Raw genomic sequence first — 18,871 nt, forward strand, 5'->3', positions numbered from 1 at the left:
TCCTTGTGAACGACAGGGCGTGCGATTCACGTGCGCTACGGCACCGTGCTGAGAGCGTCTATGGCTGAAACAACTTCAAGGCATGAGCGCACAGGCAGTCGCTTTTCCCGGCTCGCCCGCACCCGGTTTGCCACGCGCCTCGTCATGGTGCTGGAGCGCCTCTGGCCGCTCATTCTGCCACTCCTCGTCCTTATCAGCCTGTTTCTCAGCATTTCATGGCTGGGTCTCTTCCGCCTTATGCCCGACGCGGCCCGTTACGGCGTGATCGCTGTTCTTGGGCTGCTGGGCCTTGCGTCATTATGGCCCCTTCGTCGTTTCCGCCGTCCCGGCCCTTCTGAGATCGACAGACGCATCGAACGTGCAAATCAGCTGGCGCATCAACCTGTCGCAGTCCAGTCCGACCGGCTCGCCGGAAATCGCGACGGTTTTGCCGAAGCGCTCTGGAAAGAGCACCAGAAACGCATGGCGGGCAGGCTCGACAATCTTCATGGCGACCTGCCCAAAACCGGGGTGCCGGAAAAAGATCCGTGGGGCCTGCGCGCCGCCGCCGCCCTGCTCCTGGTGATTGCCGCGACGTTCTCCACCGGCCCCTATGGTGGCAGCGTCATGGATGCGTTCCGGGCGCATGGCGGTGCCGAAATCGTCCCACCGCGCATTGATGCCTGGGTCACCCCGCCGACCTATACCCGTCGTGCACCGGTCTATCTCACAGCAGAGGCAAACCGGGAGACGAAGAGCTTCACCGTTCCGCAGGGCAGCATACTCGCTCTGCGGGTAACCGGTGGCTCGGGAAGCGAAACCCTGTCCTTCCTCGATTCGAGCGATACCGAGACCCCGATCGCACCCGAAGGTGCATCACAGAGCGAGGCCCTCTCGGCAGACACCGCCGCCCGGCGCTTCGCCGGCACATTGAACGAAGACGGAAAACTGGTCCTGAAGCGTGACGGCCAGGAAATCGAAAGCTGGCTTTTCTCCGTAACGCCCGACAGCCCGCCGGACATCCGATTTGCCGAGGAGCCGAAACGGGCTGTGAGTGGCGCTTTGGAACTCGCCTATGAAATCGAAGACGACTACGGCCCCGCGGAGGCACAGGCGATCTTCCAGCAGACCTATGAAGCCCCGAACGCCCGCCCCCTTTACGAAGCGCCCGACCTGCCCCTGACGCTGCCCCGCCGCGATGGCCGCACAATCGCCGCGAAAACCTCGCGCGACCTGACAGAACACCCCTGGGCCGGCAGTTCGGTAAAGATGATCCTGCGTGCCGTTGACGACGCGGGGCAGAAAGCAAAGAGCGAAGCGAAGGTGTTCGCGCTGCCCGAGCGAACCTTCACCAATCCTCTCGCCAAGGCTCTCATCGAGCAGCGGCGCACGCTGGCACTCGACGCGACCAGGAAACCGCGCGTGCTGGCCATGATGGATGCCGTCATGACATGGCCCGAAGAAACGCTGAAGGACCTGTCGCAGTTTCTTGGGGTCTCCGCCGCGCGTTCAAGGCTCAAGACAGCCCGGACCGATGACCAGCTCCGCGATGTCGTCGACTACCTGTGGGAAATTGCACTCATCATCGAGGACGGCGATCTGACGGCCGCCGAGAAACGCCTCCGGCAGGCACAGGAAGCATTGAAGAAGGCGCTTGAGGAAGGTGCGAGCGACGAAGAGATCGCCCGCCTGATGGACGAATTGCGCAGCGCCATGCAGGAGTTCCTGCGTGAGTTTGCTGAGCGTGCACAGCAGAACCCCAACATGGCCCAGCAACTGCCGGAGAACGGCCAGATGCTAAGCCAGAACGATCTGGACCGCATGCTCGATCAGATCGAGGAACTGGCCAAGTCCGGCGCGCGTGATCAGGCCCGCGAGCTTCTCTCCCAGCTCGAAAACATGATGAACAATCTGCAGGCGGGGCGCTCGCAGCAGGGGCAGTCCGGCAACCAGCAATCGGAGATGCGCCAGCAGATGGACGAGCTCGGCAATCTGATGCGGCGCCAGCAGGAACTGATGAACGAGACCTTCCGCATGGACCAGATGCAGCGCGGACAGCAGGGGGAGCAGGGCGAACGGGGTCAGCAGGGACAGGATCAGCCCGGCCAGGGTCAGCAACCTGGCGAGGGTCAGCAACCTGGCGAGGGTCAGGGCATGTCACCTCAGGAATTCGCCGATGCCATGCGCGGTTTACAGCAGGGTCAGGGCACGCTTCGGCAGGACCTCGAAAGTCTCATGCAGGGGCTTGAGGGGCTCGGCATTCAACCCGGAGAAGGATTTGGCGAAGCCGGCGAAGCCATGGGAGAAGCCGAAGGCGCGCTCGGCGAAGGCGAAGGCGAACAGGCCGTCGGTGAGCAGGGCCGCGCGCTGGAAGCACTGCGGCGCGGCGCGCAGGACATGATGAACCAGTTGCAGCAGGCCATGCGCGGCGAGCAGGGCGGTGGCGATCAGGGTTATCGGCAGGGCAACAACGGACGCGACCCGCTCGGCCGCCCGCAGTCGACCACGGGCCCCGATTTCGGCGATTCGGTCGAGGTGCCGGATGAAATTGATACGCAGCGCGCGCGCCGCATTCTCGAAGCAATCCGCAAACGCCTCGGCGATGCCCTGAGCCCCGCGCTTGAAAAAGAATATCTGGAACGGCTGCTCGATATGCAGTGAGCCCCAGTGAAGGGGCGCTGACCGTTACAGCGCGGGCATCAGGCGGCCAGTGCCTCGCCAACGCGCTGGCGCAGCTCACTCAGCGTGAATGGCTTGTTCACGACACCGGAAACCGTGCCTTCCAGTTCCACGGCACGCTCGCGCTGATCCGCATAGCCGGTCATCAGAAGTAGTCGGAGACCGGGAAACGCGTCGGCCACGGCACGCGCCATCTCGATACCGTCCATCGCCGGCATACGGATGTCCGAAAGAACGAGATCATAATCGCCGGCCGTGGCGCTGATCTTCTCAAGCCCCTCAAGGCCGTCACCCGCGGTTTCCACGGTGTGACCGGCGGCACTCAGTGCCCGGGCGGTAAAAGTACGGACGGACTCATCGTCCTCAACGATCAAAAGCTTAGCCATGGCCTGTTTTCGCCCCATCCGATTACGCTTCGGTAAACGAGCCAGCCTTCACTTGTCTAAAATACCGCCGCTCAGGCATCGCCCTTCACGACGCCGACAAAAGGCAGTTCGCGGAAGGCATGGGCCACGTCCATTCCATAGCCGACCACGAAATAGTCAGGGCATTCGAAGCCAACGAATTCGGCATCGACCTCCGTCTGCCGCCGCGAATGCTTGTCGAGCAGCACCGCGATGGAAACAGACTTTGCGCCCCGCGAGAGCATCAGTTCCCGGGTGTGCTTCAGGGTTTTGCCCGATTCCAGAATGTCATCGATGAGCAGAACGTCACGGCCGCTGACATCGTTGTCGATGTCACGCAGCACCTTGATCTCGCCGCTTTCGGTGCCGGCGCCATAACTGGAGATCATGATGAACTCCACTTCCGGCGAAATGCCGACATCGTGCATTGCGCGGATCAGGTCCGCCGCAAAGATAAACGACCCTTTGAGAACGGAAATGACCAGAAGATCGTCATACTCGCGCGAAGCGATGTCCTTGGCGAGTTCCAGATTGCGCCTGGCGATGGTCGAGGCAGAAAACAAAACCTCGATTTCCTTGCCGCGAACAACAGGCATGGGCGGCGAACTCCTGTCAGGGCACTTCCGGCAGCACTTGCTGTCCGGAACGCATAAACCAGATGACCTACGACGCGTGAAACGTCACAGAGACGGACTTGACCCCTTCCCTAGGCGCGACAAGCCGGCTCGAGAAGGGAAAGCGCGCGCCGGGACCGAGATGCTGGTCGTTTGTCCCCAAAAAATAGCGTGTTGTCGAGCCGTTTTCCGTCAGAACGTTGATCGAGATCGGCGGCAGCGCGACAAGCCCATCGCCACCGTTGAGCGCAGCGCCGTCGACGATGAGCAGGGCATTGCCCCCCTGCCGCTCCACCCGCGATGTGACATCAACAAGCCGGAGAACCTGTTCTGGGTTTTCGACCCTGGAAACATCCATGCCCCGAACAAGGCTGTGACCGCCGGATATCCAGAAAGCCCCTGCAGTGATCACCGCTCCAAACGCCCAGAACAACGGTCCTGCACGAGGGGATTTCACGGACTGGATGCGGCGGCCCGGTTTGAGCATGTCGAGGCCTGTGAGGGCCCTTTCCGCCGCCGGTGCTGATCCCGCAGCCGGGGTGGCCCCTCCTGCAGACACGACCGTCTCGAAGTCCGCATCCACTGCATTGCACGCCTCGATGGTCCGGGACTGCGCCGCGCGCACCCGGTCAGGCATCATGATTTCGCCCGAAACGGGGCGTGCGCTGTCAGAGTGCCTCATGCAGGCAGACTGTCCTTTCGTGATCCACCGTTCCGGGGTACATGGACATCACGCATATCAAGCAAGAGTTAACTTGCTATTAACCATGCGGGTTGATGGTCTGGCAGCATGCGTCCAGGCAGCGTCCGCCACTCACAGAACGCAGGTTCCTCGTGATTCGATTTGAAAATGTCGGCCATAGATATGGGATGGGTCCGGAGATTCTCCGCGATGTCTCTTTCCATTTGCCCGAGCGTTCGTTTCAGTTTCTGAGCGGCCCCTCGGGTGCGGGCAAGACAACACTGCTGCGCCTGCTCTTCATGTCACTCAAGCCGACACGCGGCCTGATCACGATTTTCGGCAAGGACCGCTCTGCGATCACACGTACGGAGCTGCCGCTCCTGCGCCGGAACATCGGCGTCGTGTTTCAGGATTTCCGCCTGCTCGATCATCTCACGACCTACGAGAATGTCGCGCTCCCGCTGCGCGTGCGCGGCCGTGAAGAAGCCACCTATCGCAGCGACGTGATCGAACTATTGAAATGGGTCGGGCTCGGGGAGCGCATGCATGTTCTGCCCCCCATCCTTTCGGGCGGCGAGAAGCAGCGTGCAGCCATCGCCCGCGCGCTCATAGAGCAGCCGCGCATTCTTCTCGCAGATGAGCCGACAGGCAATGTCGATCCGCAGCTTGCCCGCCGCCTGTTGCGCCTCCTCATCGAACTGAACCGGCTCGGCACCGCCGTTGTCATCGCCACCCATGATCTCGGCCTGATGGACCAGGTGGATGCGCGCCGCATGGTGTTGTCCGGCGGGAGGCTGGAAATCTATGACTGAAACCAGACGCCTTCTGAAAAATCTCGGCGCACGTCTCAGTTCAGGCGCGCGCGATGCAGTCTCACGCAAACAGATGCCCATCGTCCCGCCGGACAATGTGGCTGGCCGCGCCATGGTTCTGGTCATCGCCATCATGACCTTCCTGTCCTGCCTGACTCTGGGCGCAGTAACCCTCGTGCGCGACACGGCGGCAACCTGGCAGACGCAGATCGCCCGCGAAGCGACCATCCAGATCAAGCCCGAGGAAGGGCTCGATATGACCGCCGCCCTCGCCCAGGCTCGCGACATCGCGGCCAGTTATTCCGGCGTGCTCGATGCCAGCATCGTCGATGCGCAGGCCACCGCCCGCCTTCTGGAACCATGGCTCGGCACGGGCCTCGACATCGACAGCCTGCCCGTGCCGCGGCTCGTCATCGTCACCGTAGATCCTCTGTCCCGCCCTGACTTTGCCGGCATGCGCGCCGAACTGCAGGAGACCGTCGCCAATGCGACGCTGGACGATCATCGCACCTGGGTTGACCGGCTGGTCGCCATGGCGCGCACGACAGTCACCATCGGCATGTCGGCGCTGGTGCTCATGCTTTCCGCCACCGCCCTGACCGTTATTTTTGCCACCCGCGGCGCGATGGCCGGAAACGGCCACATCATCGAAGTTCTGCATTTCGTGGGGGCGGAAGCGCCGTTCATCGCCTCTCAGTTCCGACGCCACTTCCTGCTGGCGGGCATGAAGGGTGCCGCCGCCGGCGGGATCGGAGCGATCCTCGTTTTTATTGGTTTCTACTGGTGGTCTTCCCGCAACATGGCGACGCCTGAAGCCGATCAGGCCACCGCCCTGTTCGGCAACTTCGCCATAGGTCCCTCGGGGTATATCGGGGTTGGTGCCATCGTCATCGTCATTGCCGTACTGACGGCAGCGACCACGCATGTCACCGTTCTATCCTATCTGAAGAGTGTCGACAGCACCCACCCCGACAGCATGTAACGATACAAAAACGGCGATTGTCTTGTTCACCAACGGCCCGCCGACTATCCATTGCCGTAATTTACGGCTAACCATCGCACCATGAAGCAAGAGCGCCAGCATGGCCTCGACGGCCCGGGAAAGCCTCCGCAACGCGGCAGGCACTTTGGCATGCGCCGTCTGGTCCGGCTTTCATTGCTGGTGTGTGTTGTCGGCGGCTTCATCTTCATTGCCGGTTTCGGGTTATTTGCCGACCATATCGGCCACCTTTCAGCCCCGCGTGATGTCGACGATGCCGACGGCATCATCGTGCTGACAGGAGGTCAGTCACGCATCGACGCCGCCGTGAACCTGCTCAAGGCCGGCAAAGGAAAACGGCTGCTGATAAGCGGCGTGAATCCCGTCGCGCGGGCCGACGACCTCCGCATCGCGACCGGCAGCGAGGCCGCCCTTTTCGACTGCTGCGTCGATATCGATCATGCAGCACTTGACACGATCGGAAATGCCGAGGAAAGCGCCAAATGGGTGCAGGCAAACGCCTATGACAGCATCATCCTCGTGACCAACAACTATCACATGCCGCGCAGCCTTCTCGAGATGCAGCGGCTTCTGCCCAATTCAAAGCTCTATCCTTATCCCGTGGTCAACACACCGCTCGACAATGGCGCCTGGCTTGCAAAACCCGATGCGCTCCGGGTGCTCGCAACCGAATATGCGAAGTATGTCGGCGCGCTCGTTCGCGAGGTTATCCCACTTCCCCGCAACGCTGGCATAAATGGCCCCTCGGAGCTTAAGAAAGCAAGCGCACACAGCGACTGACCCCTCCGCAGCTTTGCCTCGCCGTCCGGTTGATGTAAGAGCCTCGCAAGACACCCAACGGGCCAAGTTCATGCTCTTTATCCGCTCCGCCGTTTTCAATGCCGCCTTCTATCTGAACCTCATCGTTCAGATGCTGTTCTGGACACCGGTTTTCTTTCTGCTGCCGCGCAAGAAGGCCTGGTTCGTGCCAAAATTCTGGGCCGCCTCCAGCCTTTGGCTGCAAAGGGTGATCACGGGTGCCCGCTCGGAGATAAGGGGCCTGGAAAACCTGCCCGACGGACCCTGCATCATTGCCCCGAAGCACCAGTCGTTCTGGGATACGATCGCCTTTCTGCCGAACATTCCCGACGCGCTCTACATTCTGAAACGCGAACTGGTCTGGATTCCGTTTTTCGGCTGGTATGTGGCCAAGATGCGTATGATTCCGATCGACCGTGGCAGCCGCACCAAAGCGCTGAAACAGGCCGTGAAATCGGCGCATGAACTGATGAAGAGCAACCGGCAGCTCATCATCTATCCGGAAGGCACGCGCCGGCCGCCGGGCGCCGAGCCGGCCTACAAATATGGCATCGTCGAACTCTATGCCCAGCTGGGCGTTCCGGTGGTTCCGGTTGCACACGCCGCAGGGCTCTTCTGGCCCCGGCGCAAGTTCCTGCGTCATCCAGGCATCATTCGCGCCCGCTTCCTGCCGCCCATCGAACCGGGCCTCTCCCGCGAAGAATTTCAGAAGCGACTGGTCAGCGAAACCGAGGCAGCCTGCGACGAGATGCTGGTGGAAGCCGCAACCTCATCCAACCCGCCGCCCCTTCCCGATACCGCCCGCAGGCGCCTGCGAGAACTGGGCGTCCTGCAAGGCTAAGGCAGAAACCCGGGTCACTTAGAGGGCATTGTCCGTCTGGCCAATGCGCGCAGCCACGGCTTCCAGCCAGTGGTCGCGGATGCCGAGTGCTTTCAGGTGTTCCACGGTGTTGCGCACATAGTCCACATTCGGGCCCGATTGCCCGACCGATGCGCTGACCTGCCGCGCGGCATGATCGACATCGAGGCTGCCCGCATACTGGCCGTGACTGCGGTCGACCACATAGGTCAGCGCCGTTACGGAAGCACCGTCTACCAGACGGATTCCGACGCGGCGCTCCAGATAGACATTCGTGACAAGTTCCCGTTCGCGCAGATAGTCGACCACTTCCATTTCAAGCTCGCCCGGCACACGGAAAGCGAGGCCAAGGCACGACCCGCCCCGGTCAAGCCCCAGCACCAGACCCGGTCGATCCGGCGTCCCACGGTGCACATGCGAGTGGATGCACAGAGCGCGGCGATAGCCATATAGTCTGGCTTTGCGGGTCTCCACATGCGCAAAACCCGGCCGCCACATCAGCGATCCATAGCCAAAGACCCAAAAATCGTCCATATCGCCTGCCCAATGCTTGAAAGGGTGTTGCCGTCTCGCCATCACTGGAGGCGAACGGGTTAACCGGAGGACCTCATGCCGTCAAGAAAACGCGCCAAACGCAGTTTCAGCCGCCGATTCTTTCTCTTCGCGCTTTTCATCGTTTTGGTGATCCTTGCCTATACGGGCGCATGGTTCTATGCCGCCGACACGCTGGAACAGCGCACGATCACTGCGATCGAGGACCTGAACGCCGGCCACCAGCGCGCCAATTGCGAGGAGCCGACAGCCCGCGGCTATCCTTTCCGCATAGGTCTGTTCTGCCGCAGCGTCTTTTATGAGGATGCCGAAAACGGCATGTCCGTAAGCGCCGGCGCGTTCCGTTCCGCCGCACAGGTCTATCAGCCAATGCGCACGGTGGGCGAGCTGGACGCGCCTGCCCGCATCGCAACGCCCTATCTTCCCGCCATTGAAGCCGACTGGGAGAACATGCGCATCAGCGCACGCCTCACGGCCAGCCTGCCGGAGCGTCTATCCAGTGAAGCAAAGAACGTTGTTCTGACGCTTGATGATGACAACCGTCAGCCAATAGCCCGCGCTGGCAACATTCAGGCCCACACGCGTCAAAACGGGACTGATCTGGACCTCGCCCTGATTGCGCAGGCCCTGACCATCGATCCGGGGCTCACAAACGGCACCGCGATACCGGCCATCGACGGTGAATTGCTCGTCACTCTGGATGATGGTGTGGCACTGGCCAGCACAAGCGTGCCGGAACTGCGCGGCCGTTCGGGCACCATTGAAAACCTTAACCTTAAGATCGCAGGCGGAAATGCGGGCCTCACCGTCAAGGGGCCGATCAGGATAGCCGAAAACGGCCTGATCGATGCCGAGCTACGCGTGACGGTCAACGAGCCTCAGAGAATCGCGCAGCTTGTTGGCCAGATCGTGCCTGACAAGCGCGATGAGATCGCCGGAATCACGGCCGGGCTCGCCAATCTCGGTGCGGCACCGAGATTGGCGGTGAACATCCGCCAGGGTCGCGTCTTCGTCGGCTTCCTGCCACTCGGGAGCATTCCGCCCGTAAGATGAGGCTTACGGCTTTTCGGGGTGCGCCAGCGCGTGTCGGCCAAAGTCCGGCACGTCGATATCCTGACCTGCCTCGATGATGGACCGCCGGATCGCCCGTGTCCGGGTGAACATTTCGAAGAGTTTCTCTCCGTCGCCCCACCGGATTGCACGCTGGAGAGCGGAGAGGTCTTCGGAAAAGCGGGCCAGCATCTCCAGGATCGCATCGCTGTTGTGCAGGCACACATCGCGCCACATTGTCGGGTCGGAGGCTGCCAGACGTGTGAAATCGCGGAAACCGGAGGCCGAGTATTTGATGACTTCCGACTTCGTGACCGCCTCCAAATCGTCCGCCGTGCCCACGATGTTGTAGGCGATTATATGCGGCAGATGCGAAACGATGGCCAGCACCATGTCATGATGTTCAGGATCCATCCGGTCCACCATCGCGCCACAGCCTTCCCAGAAGGCTGACAGACGTGCCAGCGCGTCCACATCCGTATCCGGCAGCGGCGTGAGAATGCACCAGCGCCCCTCGAACAGATCCGCAAAACCGGCATCCGGACCGGAATCTTCGGTACCCGCGATCGGGTGACCCGGGATGAAATGCACGCTGTCAGGCAGATGCGGCTGCATCTGCGCAATCACAGACGCCTTGGTCGAGCCGACATCCGTGACAATCGCCCCAGGTTTCAACCCTGCAGCGATGGCCTTTGCGACCGCGCCCGAGGCTCCGACGGGAACCGAGACGATAACCAGATCGGCGTCCCGCACAGCTTCGGCCGCATCCTGCTCATAGACATCGCCCAGCCCAAGTTCGCGGGCTCTGGCCAGCGTCTTCTCACTGCGACTTGAAATGGCAATGATGGTCGCAAGACCGCCATGCCTGACGGCCCGCGCAAGCGACGAACCGATCAGGCCGATGCCGACCAGCGCGACCTTGTCAAAAAGTGGTTCAGGCACAACTCAGCTTTCCATGAATTCCTTGAGCGCGGCAACGACGCCGCGATTGGCCTCTTCGGGGCCGACAGTCAGACGCAGCGCGTTGGGGAAGCCATAGGGCACAACCCGGCGCAGCACATAACCGCGCGTCCCAAGGAAGGCGTCCGCATCCGCTGCCGACTTGCCGCCATTCTCGGGAAAATGGATCAGCAGGAAATTGCCAACGCTGGGCGTGACCCTCAGGCCGAGCTTGCCAAGCTCCTCGACCAACCAGGCACTCCAGGTCTCGTTGTACGCAACGGCCCGTTCCACATGCGCCTTGTCGCGGATCGCCGCCGCACCCGCCTCGATGGCCAGCGCATTGACATTGAAGGGACCGCGCACGCGGTTCACCGCATCCACCACATGCGCCGGTGCGTACATCCAGCCGATGCGCAGCGCCGCCATGCCGTGGATTTTGGAGAAGGTCCGCGTCATCACGACGTTTTCGCTCGAAGAGACGAGTTCGATGCCGGATTCGTAATCGTTGCGGCGCACATATTCGGCGTAGGCAGCATCCAGCACCAGAAGCGCCGTCTTCGGCAGGCCTGCCTGCAGGCGGCGCACTTCGTCCACCGGAATGTAAGTGCCAGTCGGGTTGTTCGGGTTAGCAAGGAACACGATGCGCGTTTTTTCCGTCACCGCCGCAAGGATTGCGTCGACATCCGCGCGCTCCTTGTCTTCCTTCACCACCACCGGCGTGCCACCGGCCGCCAGCGTCTGGATGCGGTAGACAAGAAACCCGTGCTCGGTGAAAATCGCCTCGTCGCCGGGCTTGATATAGGTCTGCGCGAGCAGGCCAAGAAGCTCATCGGACCCGTTGGAGCAAAGAATATTGGCCGGGTTCAGCCCATGCGTCTCCGCAATGGCATTGCGCAGTTTGGTTGCCGATCCGTCCGGATAAAGCTCCAGATGCCCCATCGCTTTGGAAATCGCCTCGACCGCCGCGGGCGAGGGCCCGAGCGGAGATTCGTTCGAGGAGAGCTTCCACACCTTCGTCGCACATGGCGCGCTCTCGCGGCCGGGCACATAGGCGGCGATATCCATGACACCGGGCTTCGGTTCGGGACGGACGGACGTGCTCATTGAATGGTCCTGTTTTTGGGAAACGGTTAGTCGGATCCTCGACCCTGCGGAGAAAATCCGTCCGTTGCTTTAGCCCATGACAGCGATTGACGCAAAGAAAACACCATCCTAAATAAAGACCTTCACTCGTGGTGATTTGGCCGGTCGGCTTGCAGCCACGTAAAACAATTCGCTAAAAGGCCGAGCGAAGCAGAATTTGCTGAGACCGGTCGCGATTTCGCCACCGGTCTTTTTTGTTGGAGCAAAACAATGCCGATCAAGATCCCCGACCAGCTTCCCGCCCGCGATGTTCTCGTGCGTGAAGGTGTGTCCGTGATGGACGAGCAGACAGCGCTGCGGCAGGACGTCCGCCCGCTACAGATCGGGCTCCTCAACCTCATGCCCAACAAAATCCGCACCGAAACCCAGTTTGCCCGGCTGATCGGCGCTTCGCCCCTTCAGGTGGAACTGACCCTCGTGCGCATCGGCAACCACCGTGCCAAGAACACGCCGGAAGAACACCTTATATCCTTCTACCAGACCTGGGAGGAAGTGCGTGACCGCAAGTTCGACGGCTTCATCATCACCGGTGCGCCGATTGAGCTTCTCCCGTTCGAGGAAGTCACCTACTGGAAGGAACTGGAGCAGATTCTGGACTGGACGCTGACCAACGTCCACTCATCCTTTTATATCTGCTGGGGTGCCATGGCGGCTGCCTGGCATTTCCACCGCGTTCCCAAATACACGCTCGAGAAGAAGGCTTTTGGCGTCTTCAGGCACCGCAACAATGCGCCCGCCTCTCCCTTCCTCGCCGGCTTCTCGGACGATTTCGCCATCCCCGTCTCGCGCTGGACCGAGGTCCGCTCTGCCGACATTCCCGCCGACAAAGGCCTCCAGGTGCTCATGGAATCGGACGTAACCGGCCCCTGCCTCCTGACGGAAGAGACAGGCAACCGGCTCTACATGTTCAACCACATCGAATACGATTCCACCTCGCTCAAGGAGGAGTATGACCGCGATGTTGCAACGGGGACCGAGGTTGCCATACCGCATGGCTACTACCCGGACAACGATCCCAGCCGCCCGCCTCTCAACCGCTGGCGTTCCCATGCGCATCTGCTCTTCGGCAACTGGATCAACCAGGTGTACCAGTCCACGCCCTATGACCTGGAAGAGATCGGCCGGCGCTAGGGCATTTTGCAGTCAGGTGGAATCACCTGACGTCCGCACAAATGCGGGTACTCTAGCCTCCGCGCGATCTCGCCTTCAGCCAAGCTGATTGGCAAATGCCCCAAAACGATTTCGGGGAGAAAGGAGATACGGCTCATAATACAACTTATTATTTCATAAAACAAAATTACATTAAAAAATATATTGAAGTGCCTTTATTTACATTTTTTTAGCGACTCTTAATTTTGACAGTGGATTCCAAACGATGCGCAAGTCTTTCATTTCAGCGATATTTTTGTTTTCAGTTCTGCCGACGTTGGCGCCTGCAGCCGACCTCTCGGTCCCAAACAGGTTAGAGTTGGCATCGCGCGACCGTGAAGCCACCTTCATCGGAGGCGTGGGCTACACATTTCTCCGGGCTGAAGAGATCGTGTACGACTCTGCTGGAAATCGCGTCAGCGCGCTTTTCTGGGAGAGCGAGGCGCCCGTTCTGACTGGGAGTTTGCATGCGCGTTTTGCCGGCCCGTGGACGCTGGCGGCAAGCGCGACAGTGGGCATATCCGGGAAAAGCCGAATGGAGGACTATGACTGGCTCGATGCATCGCCCAGCTATGCCTTCAACGACTGGAGCGATCGCTCGATTCACCCCGATACGGAGCTAAACCATTATTTCACCGGCGATATCGCACTCGGGCGTGATTTTGAGATCAGGGATTCGCTGACCCTCAATCTGCATGGTGGTTTCAAATATACAGACGTCAAATGGACTACTTTCGGCGGTTCATTTGTCTATAGCGAAAATGGCTTCCGTGACGATATAGGAAACTTCCGCGACAGTGAGCGTGGCATCTCCTATCAGCAGAAATTTCCGGGCGTCTTCCTGGGGGCAGAAGCCACCGCAAGGCACAAAGGCTGGACCTTCTCCCTCCAGGCGCGCGGGGGCCTCAACTTCAAAGTCGAGGATGAAGACCACCACTGGTCGCGTGACGTGCGTTTCAACGGTGATTTTGGCACCCTGCCGTTCGTTTCTCTTTCCGGGCGGGTAGAATATAACCTCACCAAAAACGCCAATCTGTTTGTCGCCGGAAATTTCGAGCAACATTTCCATAAAATCGGCGATGTGCGGATTTCCGAAATCGCTTCCGGCGCGCCGGTTGGGGCATTTCAGGATGGTGGCGGTCTCGAGTTCCGCGCCGTCACAATCTCCGGTGGCTTCAAGATGAAGTTCTGAGGTGTTCGGGTAAGACAAGCTTCGCCGCCCTCATGCTGCAGACAGAATATCGCTTGCTCTATGGTCGGCGTCGACACCGTCGATCAACAGGATCTGGCCGTCCGAGTTGTCGCTGCGCAGGGTCTTGATGGCCTGATAAGCCGGCGAGGCATACCAGGCATCGGCCTTCCCGCGATCTGGAAAGGCGATCACGATCAGGTCGCCCTCCCAGTTTCCTTCCTTCACGTCCGGCAGCGCACCGTGGATAATGAAATGCCCGCCGAACGGCTCGAGCGTTTCATCGATACGCTCCAGATATTCGACGATGGCCGGACCCATGACGACATTGCGAAGATGACCGATGGCGTAGGCTGGCATGTGCGAAGTCCTTCTCTCAAACACTGTTTGAGAGCATATTGCAGCGCCTTCCGAATGAAACCAATTACCCCTGAGGTAAACGCTATCCTCGAAGAAGCGTTTCGGCATCACGGGCCAGTTTGGCGGTCAGTTCGCCCGCCGGCATCGGAACGGCGAGCGGTGCTGCCTGACCCGCCCAGAGCGGCGAAAAATCGCTCACCCCCGCCTTCTCGGCAGCGGCACGCAGTGGCCCCACCGCCGCTGTGGCCAGCGGAAACGCTGGAGCCCTGTCGCTCACCGGACCCACCTCACTGACGAAGCGGTTCAGGAGACCGCGGGCAGGCCGGCCCGTGAAGACATTGGTCAGAACCGTGCGGTCATCGCGCGCAAGCGCAAGCGCATCGCGGTGGCCGGGGCTGGTGAGCGCTTCCGGCGATTGCAGATAGGCCGTCCCGACCTGAACGGCGGATGCCCCAAGCATGAAACACGCGGCAACCGCGCGGCCATCCGAGATTCCGCCCGCAGCAATGACCGGCACGGAGACCGCATCAACCACCTGCGGCACCAGCGCCAGTGTGCCGGGCTGTGTGGCGATGTCCGGTTCGAGAAATACGCCTCGATGCCCGCCGGCTTCCGCCCCCTGGGCGATGATCGCGTGGCAGCCATTCTCTTCAAGAAAGCGCGCCTCGGCGACGGTCGTGGCGGAAGCAATGATCTTCGCGCCGGTCGAACGAACGCGCTGCATCAGCGCAGCGTCCGGCAGGCCAAAATGGAAGCTCACCACCTCCGGTCGGAATTCTTCCACGATGGCACAGCTTTCTTCGTTGAAAGGATTGCGCCCAGCCCCGGGAGGTGCGGCATCCGGATCGATTCCAAACTCGGAATAATAGGGCCGCAGGCGCTCACGCCACGCCGCTTCCCGCTCCGCATCGGGCGTGGGTGGCACATGGCAGAAGAAATTCAGATTGACCGGCCTGTCGGTGCGCTGACGTATAATGCCCATTTCCGTGCGGATTTTTTCCGGCGTGAGCAGAGCGCAGGGCAGCGAGCCGAGCCCGCCTGCCTCACAGACCGCAATCGCGAGCTCCGATCCGGCAGACCCCGCCATCGGCGCAAGCAGGATCGGAAGTTCAATGTCAAAAAGTTCGGTAATCCGGGTATCCATCGCCATTGATCAGCACTCCCTTTCCTGATTGCGCCTGAGGGCGCCGACGCGCGTTGCGCCCTGCGGTGAAAGCACCGGCACGAAGACACGACGCGATGCGCGGGCTGTCACCGGCAGCCCCTGGTAGAGACGCTTTTCAGCCTCCACCACCAGAACGCCGGCGAAAATCGGCCAGAAGCGCCGTCCGGCCTGTTCCAGCAATTGATGAAGCCGCAGGACAAAGCGCCGCTCGGAGGGTGGAAAATGCAGGGCGTCGCCCCAGGCCGTCGCGGTAAAGTTCGCTTCGCGCAGCGCCTCGGCCAGCTGCGTGCGGGAATAGGGCCGACCGGTGCCGAAGGGGGTGTTTTCGAAACGCGCCCACATGCCGCGCCGATTCGGCACTGCGATCACAAGGCGGCCACCGGGCGCAAGAACACGCCATATCTCCAGCAGCGCCTGCTGCGGATTTTCCGTGTGCTCCAGCGCATGAACCATGAGAACCCGATCCACGGAGGAGTCGGGGAGTGGCAGTTCCTCTTCAAACACCAGCGCTGTGGTTGAGGCTTGCCCCGCCGGCCACGGCACCGCCCCCTGCATGGCCGGCATGAAGGCAAATGCGCGCTCCGCATCTGCGCCGAAACGGTCGAGCCAGGGCAGTGTGTAGCCAAGACCCACCAGCCGTTCACTGGTGCTTTTCGACCAGATGGACGACAGCGCCATCGCGAGGGAACGCTCGGCCAGGCGACCAAGCAGAGAAGAGTAGAAGGCGCGAAGCGCAACAATGTCCGAAATCATGGCTGTGACGGTACCCCCCTTCCACGACACCGGCAAGAATTGTCGCACCCGGCGTGACAAGCCGCCGCCCTCGCCCTATCGTCCAGCCGACAACGGAGAGATTCATGGCCTTGAAGATCGAGCAGTTTATGTGCCGGAGCGACAATTTCGGCATTCTGGTCCATGACACGGAGACGGGCGAGACAGCCCTCATCGACGCGCCGGAAGAACGCGCCATCCTGTCCGCCGTCGAGCGCACCGGCTGGCGCCCGACAATGATCCTCACCACCCATCACCACCCGGACCATGTGGAGGCGAACCTCGCCCTCAAGGAACGCTTTGGCCTCACCATCACGGGTCCGGCAGCGGAAGCCGATCGCATTCCCGGCATAGATCGCACGGTGAGCGAAGGCGACACGGTTTCGGTCGGAAAACAGGGCGCGACGGTGATCGAGACACCGGGGCATACGGCCGGGCATGTGAGTTATCACTTCGCCGAATCTGGGATCGTGTTCACTGCCGACACGCTGTTTGCACTCGGCTGCGGCCGCCTTTTCGAGTGCAAACCGCCCGTCATGCTCGCTTCACTGAAGAAGCTCGCCGCACTCCCCCTGGAAACGATCGTCTATTGCGGCCATGAATATACGGAAACCAATGCCCGCTTCGCCCTGACCGTTGACCCGACCAACTCGGCGCTCAGGGAGCGCGCAAAGGAAATCTCCCGTCTTCGCAGCGAAGGCAGGCCCACACTGCCGACCACCGTCGGCAGGGAGATGGCCACCAACCCGTTCCTGCGCTGGCACGACCCGGTAATCCGCCGCAATCTCGGCATGGAAGACGCGAGCGACGAGGCCGTCTTCGCCGAAATCAGGAAGCGCAAGGATATCTCCTGATTCTACGATGCCGCGTCTGCCTCACGCCCGCGCGGCCTCAGGATCATGTTCTTCGCCGCAAGTGCCGCACCGAATGTGATCAGGAGACAGGCAGCGATGATGTTTGCTGTCGGCTCGGCAGCACCGGCGGCAATCAGGATCAGCGTCGAAAGGAGCGGCGCGGCGTAGCTTGCTGCACCCAGAACCTGAATGTTGCCGCGTTTGACCCCATAATCCCAGGCATAGAACGCCGCACCAACCGGCATGAGACCGAGGCCGAGCACGTTGAGCCATTCAGTCGTGGAGACCGGCCACACCGTCTCTTCCAGTCCCACATGGCAAAGCGCTGAAAGGATCGCCGTTGCCGCGCAGAACCAGGTGACAATGCTGGTTGGCACGGCCTGAAACCGCCGCGACAGAAGCGAATAACCGGACCAGAACAGGGCACAGGCTCCCGCCGCCGCGTAGCCCAGTGCATAGCGGCTTTCAAAACTGAACCCGCCACCCTTGGTGATGATCAGCGCCGTTCCGGCGAGCCCCAGAAGCGCGCCCGCAATGTGGTGCCAGCCGAGCCTTTCTCCCGGCATTAGCGCGGAGCCCAGCACGATCAGCAGGGGCCAGAGATAGGCGATCAGGCTCGCTTCCACCGCCGGCGCATTGCGCAGTGCCGTGAAGTAGAAGAAGTGATAACCGAAAAGCCCGGCGATACCGATGAGCCAGACCACAGGCGGAACAGGCTCCGCTAGCCCGGCTGGTGGCGCTGCAATCCGCATGACGAGGCCAATCAGCGTCGCCACCGAAAAGGAAAGGGCAGAAAGAAGAAATGGCGGGACCGCCCCTGAACCAGCGGTAAAAAGCGCCAGAAGCGCCCACATGATGACAGCCGTAAAGCCGATCAGCGTGGCACGTGCCAAAGTCCCCTCCCCGGGCGAAACGCCTCAATCGACCGGCCAGCCCTCAATATGGACCGTGCCAATCTTGGTTCCGATCCGCGCCTGAACGGGCGTGTGATGACCACGCGTGCCAAGCGGTTTGAAAGCAACCAATATACGAGCCCTGTCCCGCAGGAAAGCGATTGTGGAACGCCCCTTTCGATAACCCGACACCGGAATGAAACGCGCCTTGCAGGTGACAAGGTCCCTGCCAATGTGTTCGCCCTTCGCAGCCGGCGAAAACACAATGTCAGCCCGCATCTCACCGTCGAAAACCCTGAACCGGCGATTGCAGACATCCGCCGCATTCTGCGCCGGCGAGAGGAGCGCGGACAGGGGATCGAGAGCACCGGCCAGGTCCTCTTTCGACACGGCGATCCAGTCCTTGCCGCGTTTCTTCGGCTTCGGGGTTATGACCGTTTTGACAACCTGCCCCTTGCTGTAGCGGATTGACGTCGTCTCCCGTTTCTCGCCGCTGACATAGGCCAGCTCGTAGGAAGACGGCACAACAGACCTCCCGGAAAGCCGGCCTTTGGAACTCACGGTCCCATCTGTCCTGTCAAAAAGACGGGCCACACCCGCGCTCGCAAAGCGGCCCGACACCTCGAAGCGGCTCTCTTCGAGCCGGCTTGTGAAATCTGCCTTTCCAATGGGAATGCCAAACAGCGACGCACTGTAGCGAAAGCGATGGGTCTCGCTCTCCGCGCGGGCACTTCCCGCCAAAGCCAGCAGGGCGATTGCGAGAGAAAAACGAGTAGCTGCACACCGCATCACGAGCCGTGCCCTCCAGCATGCCGGCAAGCCGGCGCGTCCCTCCCCTTGCCTAAAGAAGAATAATAAGGCAAATCTTTGGAAAAGGGCCATGGAGATTGTCCGAACCGCGTCGCAGGGTGCTTGACCCACACGCCAAATATCTCTATGGAACGGCAACTTTTTCCATAAGGCCGCCAACAACCGA

Annotated in this window: 20 protein-coding genes and 1 riboswitch; of the genes, 9 read left to right on the plus strand and 11 right to left on the minus strand. The window is 61.1% G+C overall.

Translation table 11 applies throughout. The features are described 5' to 3' along the window. Positions 1 to 60: 60 nt before the first annotated feature. The gene (locus tag BLW55_RS08605; RefSeq protein ID WP_090328249.1) at positions 61 to 2,640 is read left to right on the plus strand and encodes a TIGR02302 family protein; all 2,580 of its coding nucleotides are present in this window, start codon (positions 61 to 63) and stop codon (positions 2,638 to 2,640) included. 38 nt (positions 2,641 to 2,678) lie between these two features. Here the strand turns inward: BLW55_RS08605 and BLW55_RS08610 are convergent, their stop codons facing one another. From BLW55_RS08610 to BLW55_RS08620, 3 genes are all read right to left on the minus strand, one after another. After that, positions 2,679 to 3,044 (minus strand): response regulator, encoded by a 366-nt coding sequence (locus BLW55_RS08610; RefSeq protein WP_007010094.1) that lies wholly within the window; start codon positions 3,042 to 3,044, stop codon positions 2,679 to 2,681. Between the two features lie 71 nt (positions 3,045 to 3,115). Further along, complete coding sequence (gene hpt, locus BLW55_RS08615; RefSeq protein WP_007010095.1) at positions 3,116 to 3,658, minus strand: hypoxanthine phosphoribosyltransferase; 543 nt, start codon at positions 3,656 to 3,658, stop codon at positions 3,116 to 3,118. A gap of 67 nt (positions 3,659 to 3,725) precedes the next feature. Beyond that, positions 3,726 to 4,358 carry a hypothetical protein gene (locus BLW55_RS08620; RefSeq protein ID WP_007010096.1) on the minus strand — a complete coding sequence of 211 codons (633 nt, stop codon included), beginning with the start codon at positions 4,356 to 4,358 and terminating at the stop codon, positions 3,726 to 3,728. Between the two features lie 152 nt (positions 4,359 to 4,510). Here BLW55_RS08620 and ftsE point away from each other — a divergent pair, with 152 nt between their 5' ends. The 4 genes from ftsE (at position 4,511) to BLW55_RS08640 (ending at position 7,809) form a co-directional block, all read left to right on the plus strand. After that, on the plus strand, positions 4,511 to 5,170 hold the full coding sequence (gene ftsE / locus BLW55_RS08625; protein WP_007010097.1) for a cell division ATP-binding protein FtsE: 660 nt from the start codon (positions 4,511 to 4,513) through the stop codon (positions 5,168 to 5,170). After that, complete coding sequence (locus tag BLW55_RS08630; RefSeq protein ID WP_090328252.1) at positions 5,163 to 6,152, plus strand: cell division protein FtsX; 990 nt, start codon at positions 5,163 to 5,165, stop codon at positions 6,150 to 6,152. The genes ftsE and BLW55_RS08630 overlap by 8 nt, the downstream gene beginning before the upstream one ends. A gap of 150 nt (positions 6,153 to 6,302) precedes the next feature. Then, complete coding sequence (locus tag BLW55_RS08635) at positions 6,303 to 6,950, plus strand: YdcF family protein (protein WP_007010099.1); 648 nt, start codon at positions 6,303 to 6,305, stop codon at positions 6,948 to 6,950. Between the two features lie 70 nt (positions 6,951 to 7,020). Continuing rightward, complete coding sequence (locus tag BLW55_RS08640; protein ID WP_090328254.1) at positions 7,021 to 7,809, plus strand: lysophospholipid acyltransferase family protein; 789 nt, start codon at positions 7,021 to 7,023, stop codon at positions 7,807 to 7,809. Between the two features lie 18 nt (positions 7,810 to 7,827). Here BLW55_RS08640 and BLW55_RS08645 read toward each other — a convergent pair whose 3' ends face one another. Beyond that, on the minus strand, positions 7,828 to 8,361 hold the full coding sequence (locus BLW55_RS08645; protein ID WP_007010101.1) for a gamma-glutamylcyclotransferase: 534 nt from the start codon (positions 8,359 to 8,361) through the stop codon (positions 7,828 to 7,830). A 75-nt stretch (positions 8,362 to 8,436) separates the two neighbouring features. On the opposite strand from BLW55_RS08645, the gene BLW55_RS08650 reads away from it, so the two are divergent. Next, a complete protein-coding gene (locus BLW55_RS08650) occupies positions 8,437 to 9,432 on the plus strand; it encodes a DUF2125 domain-containing protein (RefSeq protein ID WP_090328257.1) in 996 nt (331 codons plus the stop codon). A gap of 3 nt (positions 9,433 to 9,435) precedes the next feature. Here BLW55_RS08650 and BLW55_RS08655 read toward each other — a convergent pair whose 3' ends face one another. Then, complete coding sequence (locus BLW55_RS08655) at positions 9,436 to 10,371, minus strand: prephenate/arogenate dehydrogenase family protein (RefSeq protein ID WP_090328261.1); 936 nt, start codon at positions 10,369 to 10,371, stop codon at positions 9,436 to 9,438. A gap of 3 nt (positions 10,372 to 10,374) precedes the next feature. Continuing rightward, positions 10,375 to 11,475, minus strand: coding sequence for a histidinol-phosphate transaminase (hisC, locus tag BLW55_RS08660; protein WP_090328264.1), 1,101 nt, complete (start codon positions 11,473 to 11,475; stop codon positions 10,375 to 10,377). A 118-nt stretch (positions 11,476 to 11,593) separates the two neighbouring features. After that, positions 11,594 to 11,671, plus strand: a riboswitch (SAM riboswitch). Positions 11,672 to 11,724: 53 nt separating this feature from the next. On the opposite strand from hisC, the gene metA reads away from it, so the two are divergent. Both metA and BLW55_RS08670 read left to right on the plus strand, forming a co-directional pair. Then, a complete protein-coding gene (gene metA, locus BLW55_RS08665) occupies positions 11,725 to 12,645 on the plus strand; it encodes a homoserine O-acetyltransferase MetA (RefSeq protein WP_007010104.1) in 921 nt (306 codons plus the stop codon). Positions 12,646 to 12,889: 244 nt separating this feature from the next. After that, complete coding sequence (locus BLW55_RS08670) at positions 12,890 to 13,855, plus strand: omptin family outer membrane protease (RefSeq protein WP_090328267.1); 966 nt, start codon at positions 12,890 to 12,892, stop codon at positions 13,853 to 13,855. A gap of 30 nt (positions 13,856 to 13,885) precedes the next feature. Here BLW55_RS08670 and BLW55_RS08675 read toward each other — a convergent pair whose 3' ends face one another. The 3 genes from BLW55_RS08675 to BLW55_RS08685 form a co-directional block, all read right to left on the minus strand. Beyond that, entirely contained in the window at positions 13,886 to 14,212 is a 327-nt protein-coding gene (locus BLW55_RS08675; protein WP_007010106.1) for a DUF1330 domain-containing protein, read from the minus strand. Positions 14,213 to 14,294: 82 nt separating this feature from the next. Further along, positions 14,295 to 15,362 carry an NAD(P)H-dependent flavin oxidoreductase gene (locus BLW55_RS08680; protein ID WP_090328269.1) on the minus strand — a complete coding sequence of 356 codons (1,068 nt, stop codon included), beginning with the start codon at positions 15,360 to 15,362 and terminating at the stop codon, positions 14,295 to 14,297. Positions 15,363 to 15,365: 3 nt separating this feature from the next. Beyond that, positions 15,366 to 16,130, minus strand: a complete 765-nt coding sequence (locus BLW55_RS08685) for a class I SAM-dependent methyltransferase (RefSeq protein ID WP_007010108.1) — start codon at positions 16,128 to 16,130, stop codon at positions 15,366 to 15,368. Positions 16,131 to 16,234: 104 nt separating this feature from the next. Here BLW55_RS08685 and gloB point away from each other — a divergent pair, with 104 nt between their 5' ends. Next, positions 16,235 to 17,002 (plus strand): hydroxyacylglutathione hydrolase, encoded by a 768-nt coding sequence (gene gloB / locus BLW55_RS08690; protein ID WP_090328272.1) that lies wholly within the window; start codon positions 16,235 to 16,237, stop codon positions 17,000 to 17,002. A gap of 2 nt (positions 17,003 to 17,004) precedes the next feature. On the opposite strand, the gene yddG is transcribed toward gloB, so the two are convergent. Next, complete coding sequence (gene yddG, locus BLW55_RS08695; RefSeq protein WP_090328274.1) at positions 17,005 to 17,895, minus strand: aromatic amino acid exporter YddG; 891 nt, start codon at positions 17,893 to 17,895, stop codon at positions 17,005 to 17,007. Between the two features lie 24 nt (positions 17,896 to 17,919). Beyond that, positions 17,920 to 18,684, minus strand: coding sequence for a DUF3108 domain-containing protein (locus BLW55_RS08700; protein WP_244509161.1), 765 nt, complete (start codon positions 18,682 to 18,684; stop codon positions 17,920 to 17,922). Positions 18,685 to 18,871: the final 187 nt, after the last annotated feature.

The sequence above is a fragment of the Nitratireductor aquibiodomus genome, from assembly GCF_900105565.1.
Taxonomy (GTDB): Bacteria; Pseudomonadota; Alphaproteobacteria; order Rhizobiales; family Rhizobiaceae; genus Nitratireductor; species Nitratireductor aquibiodomus.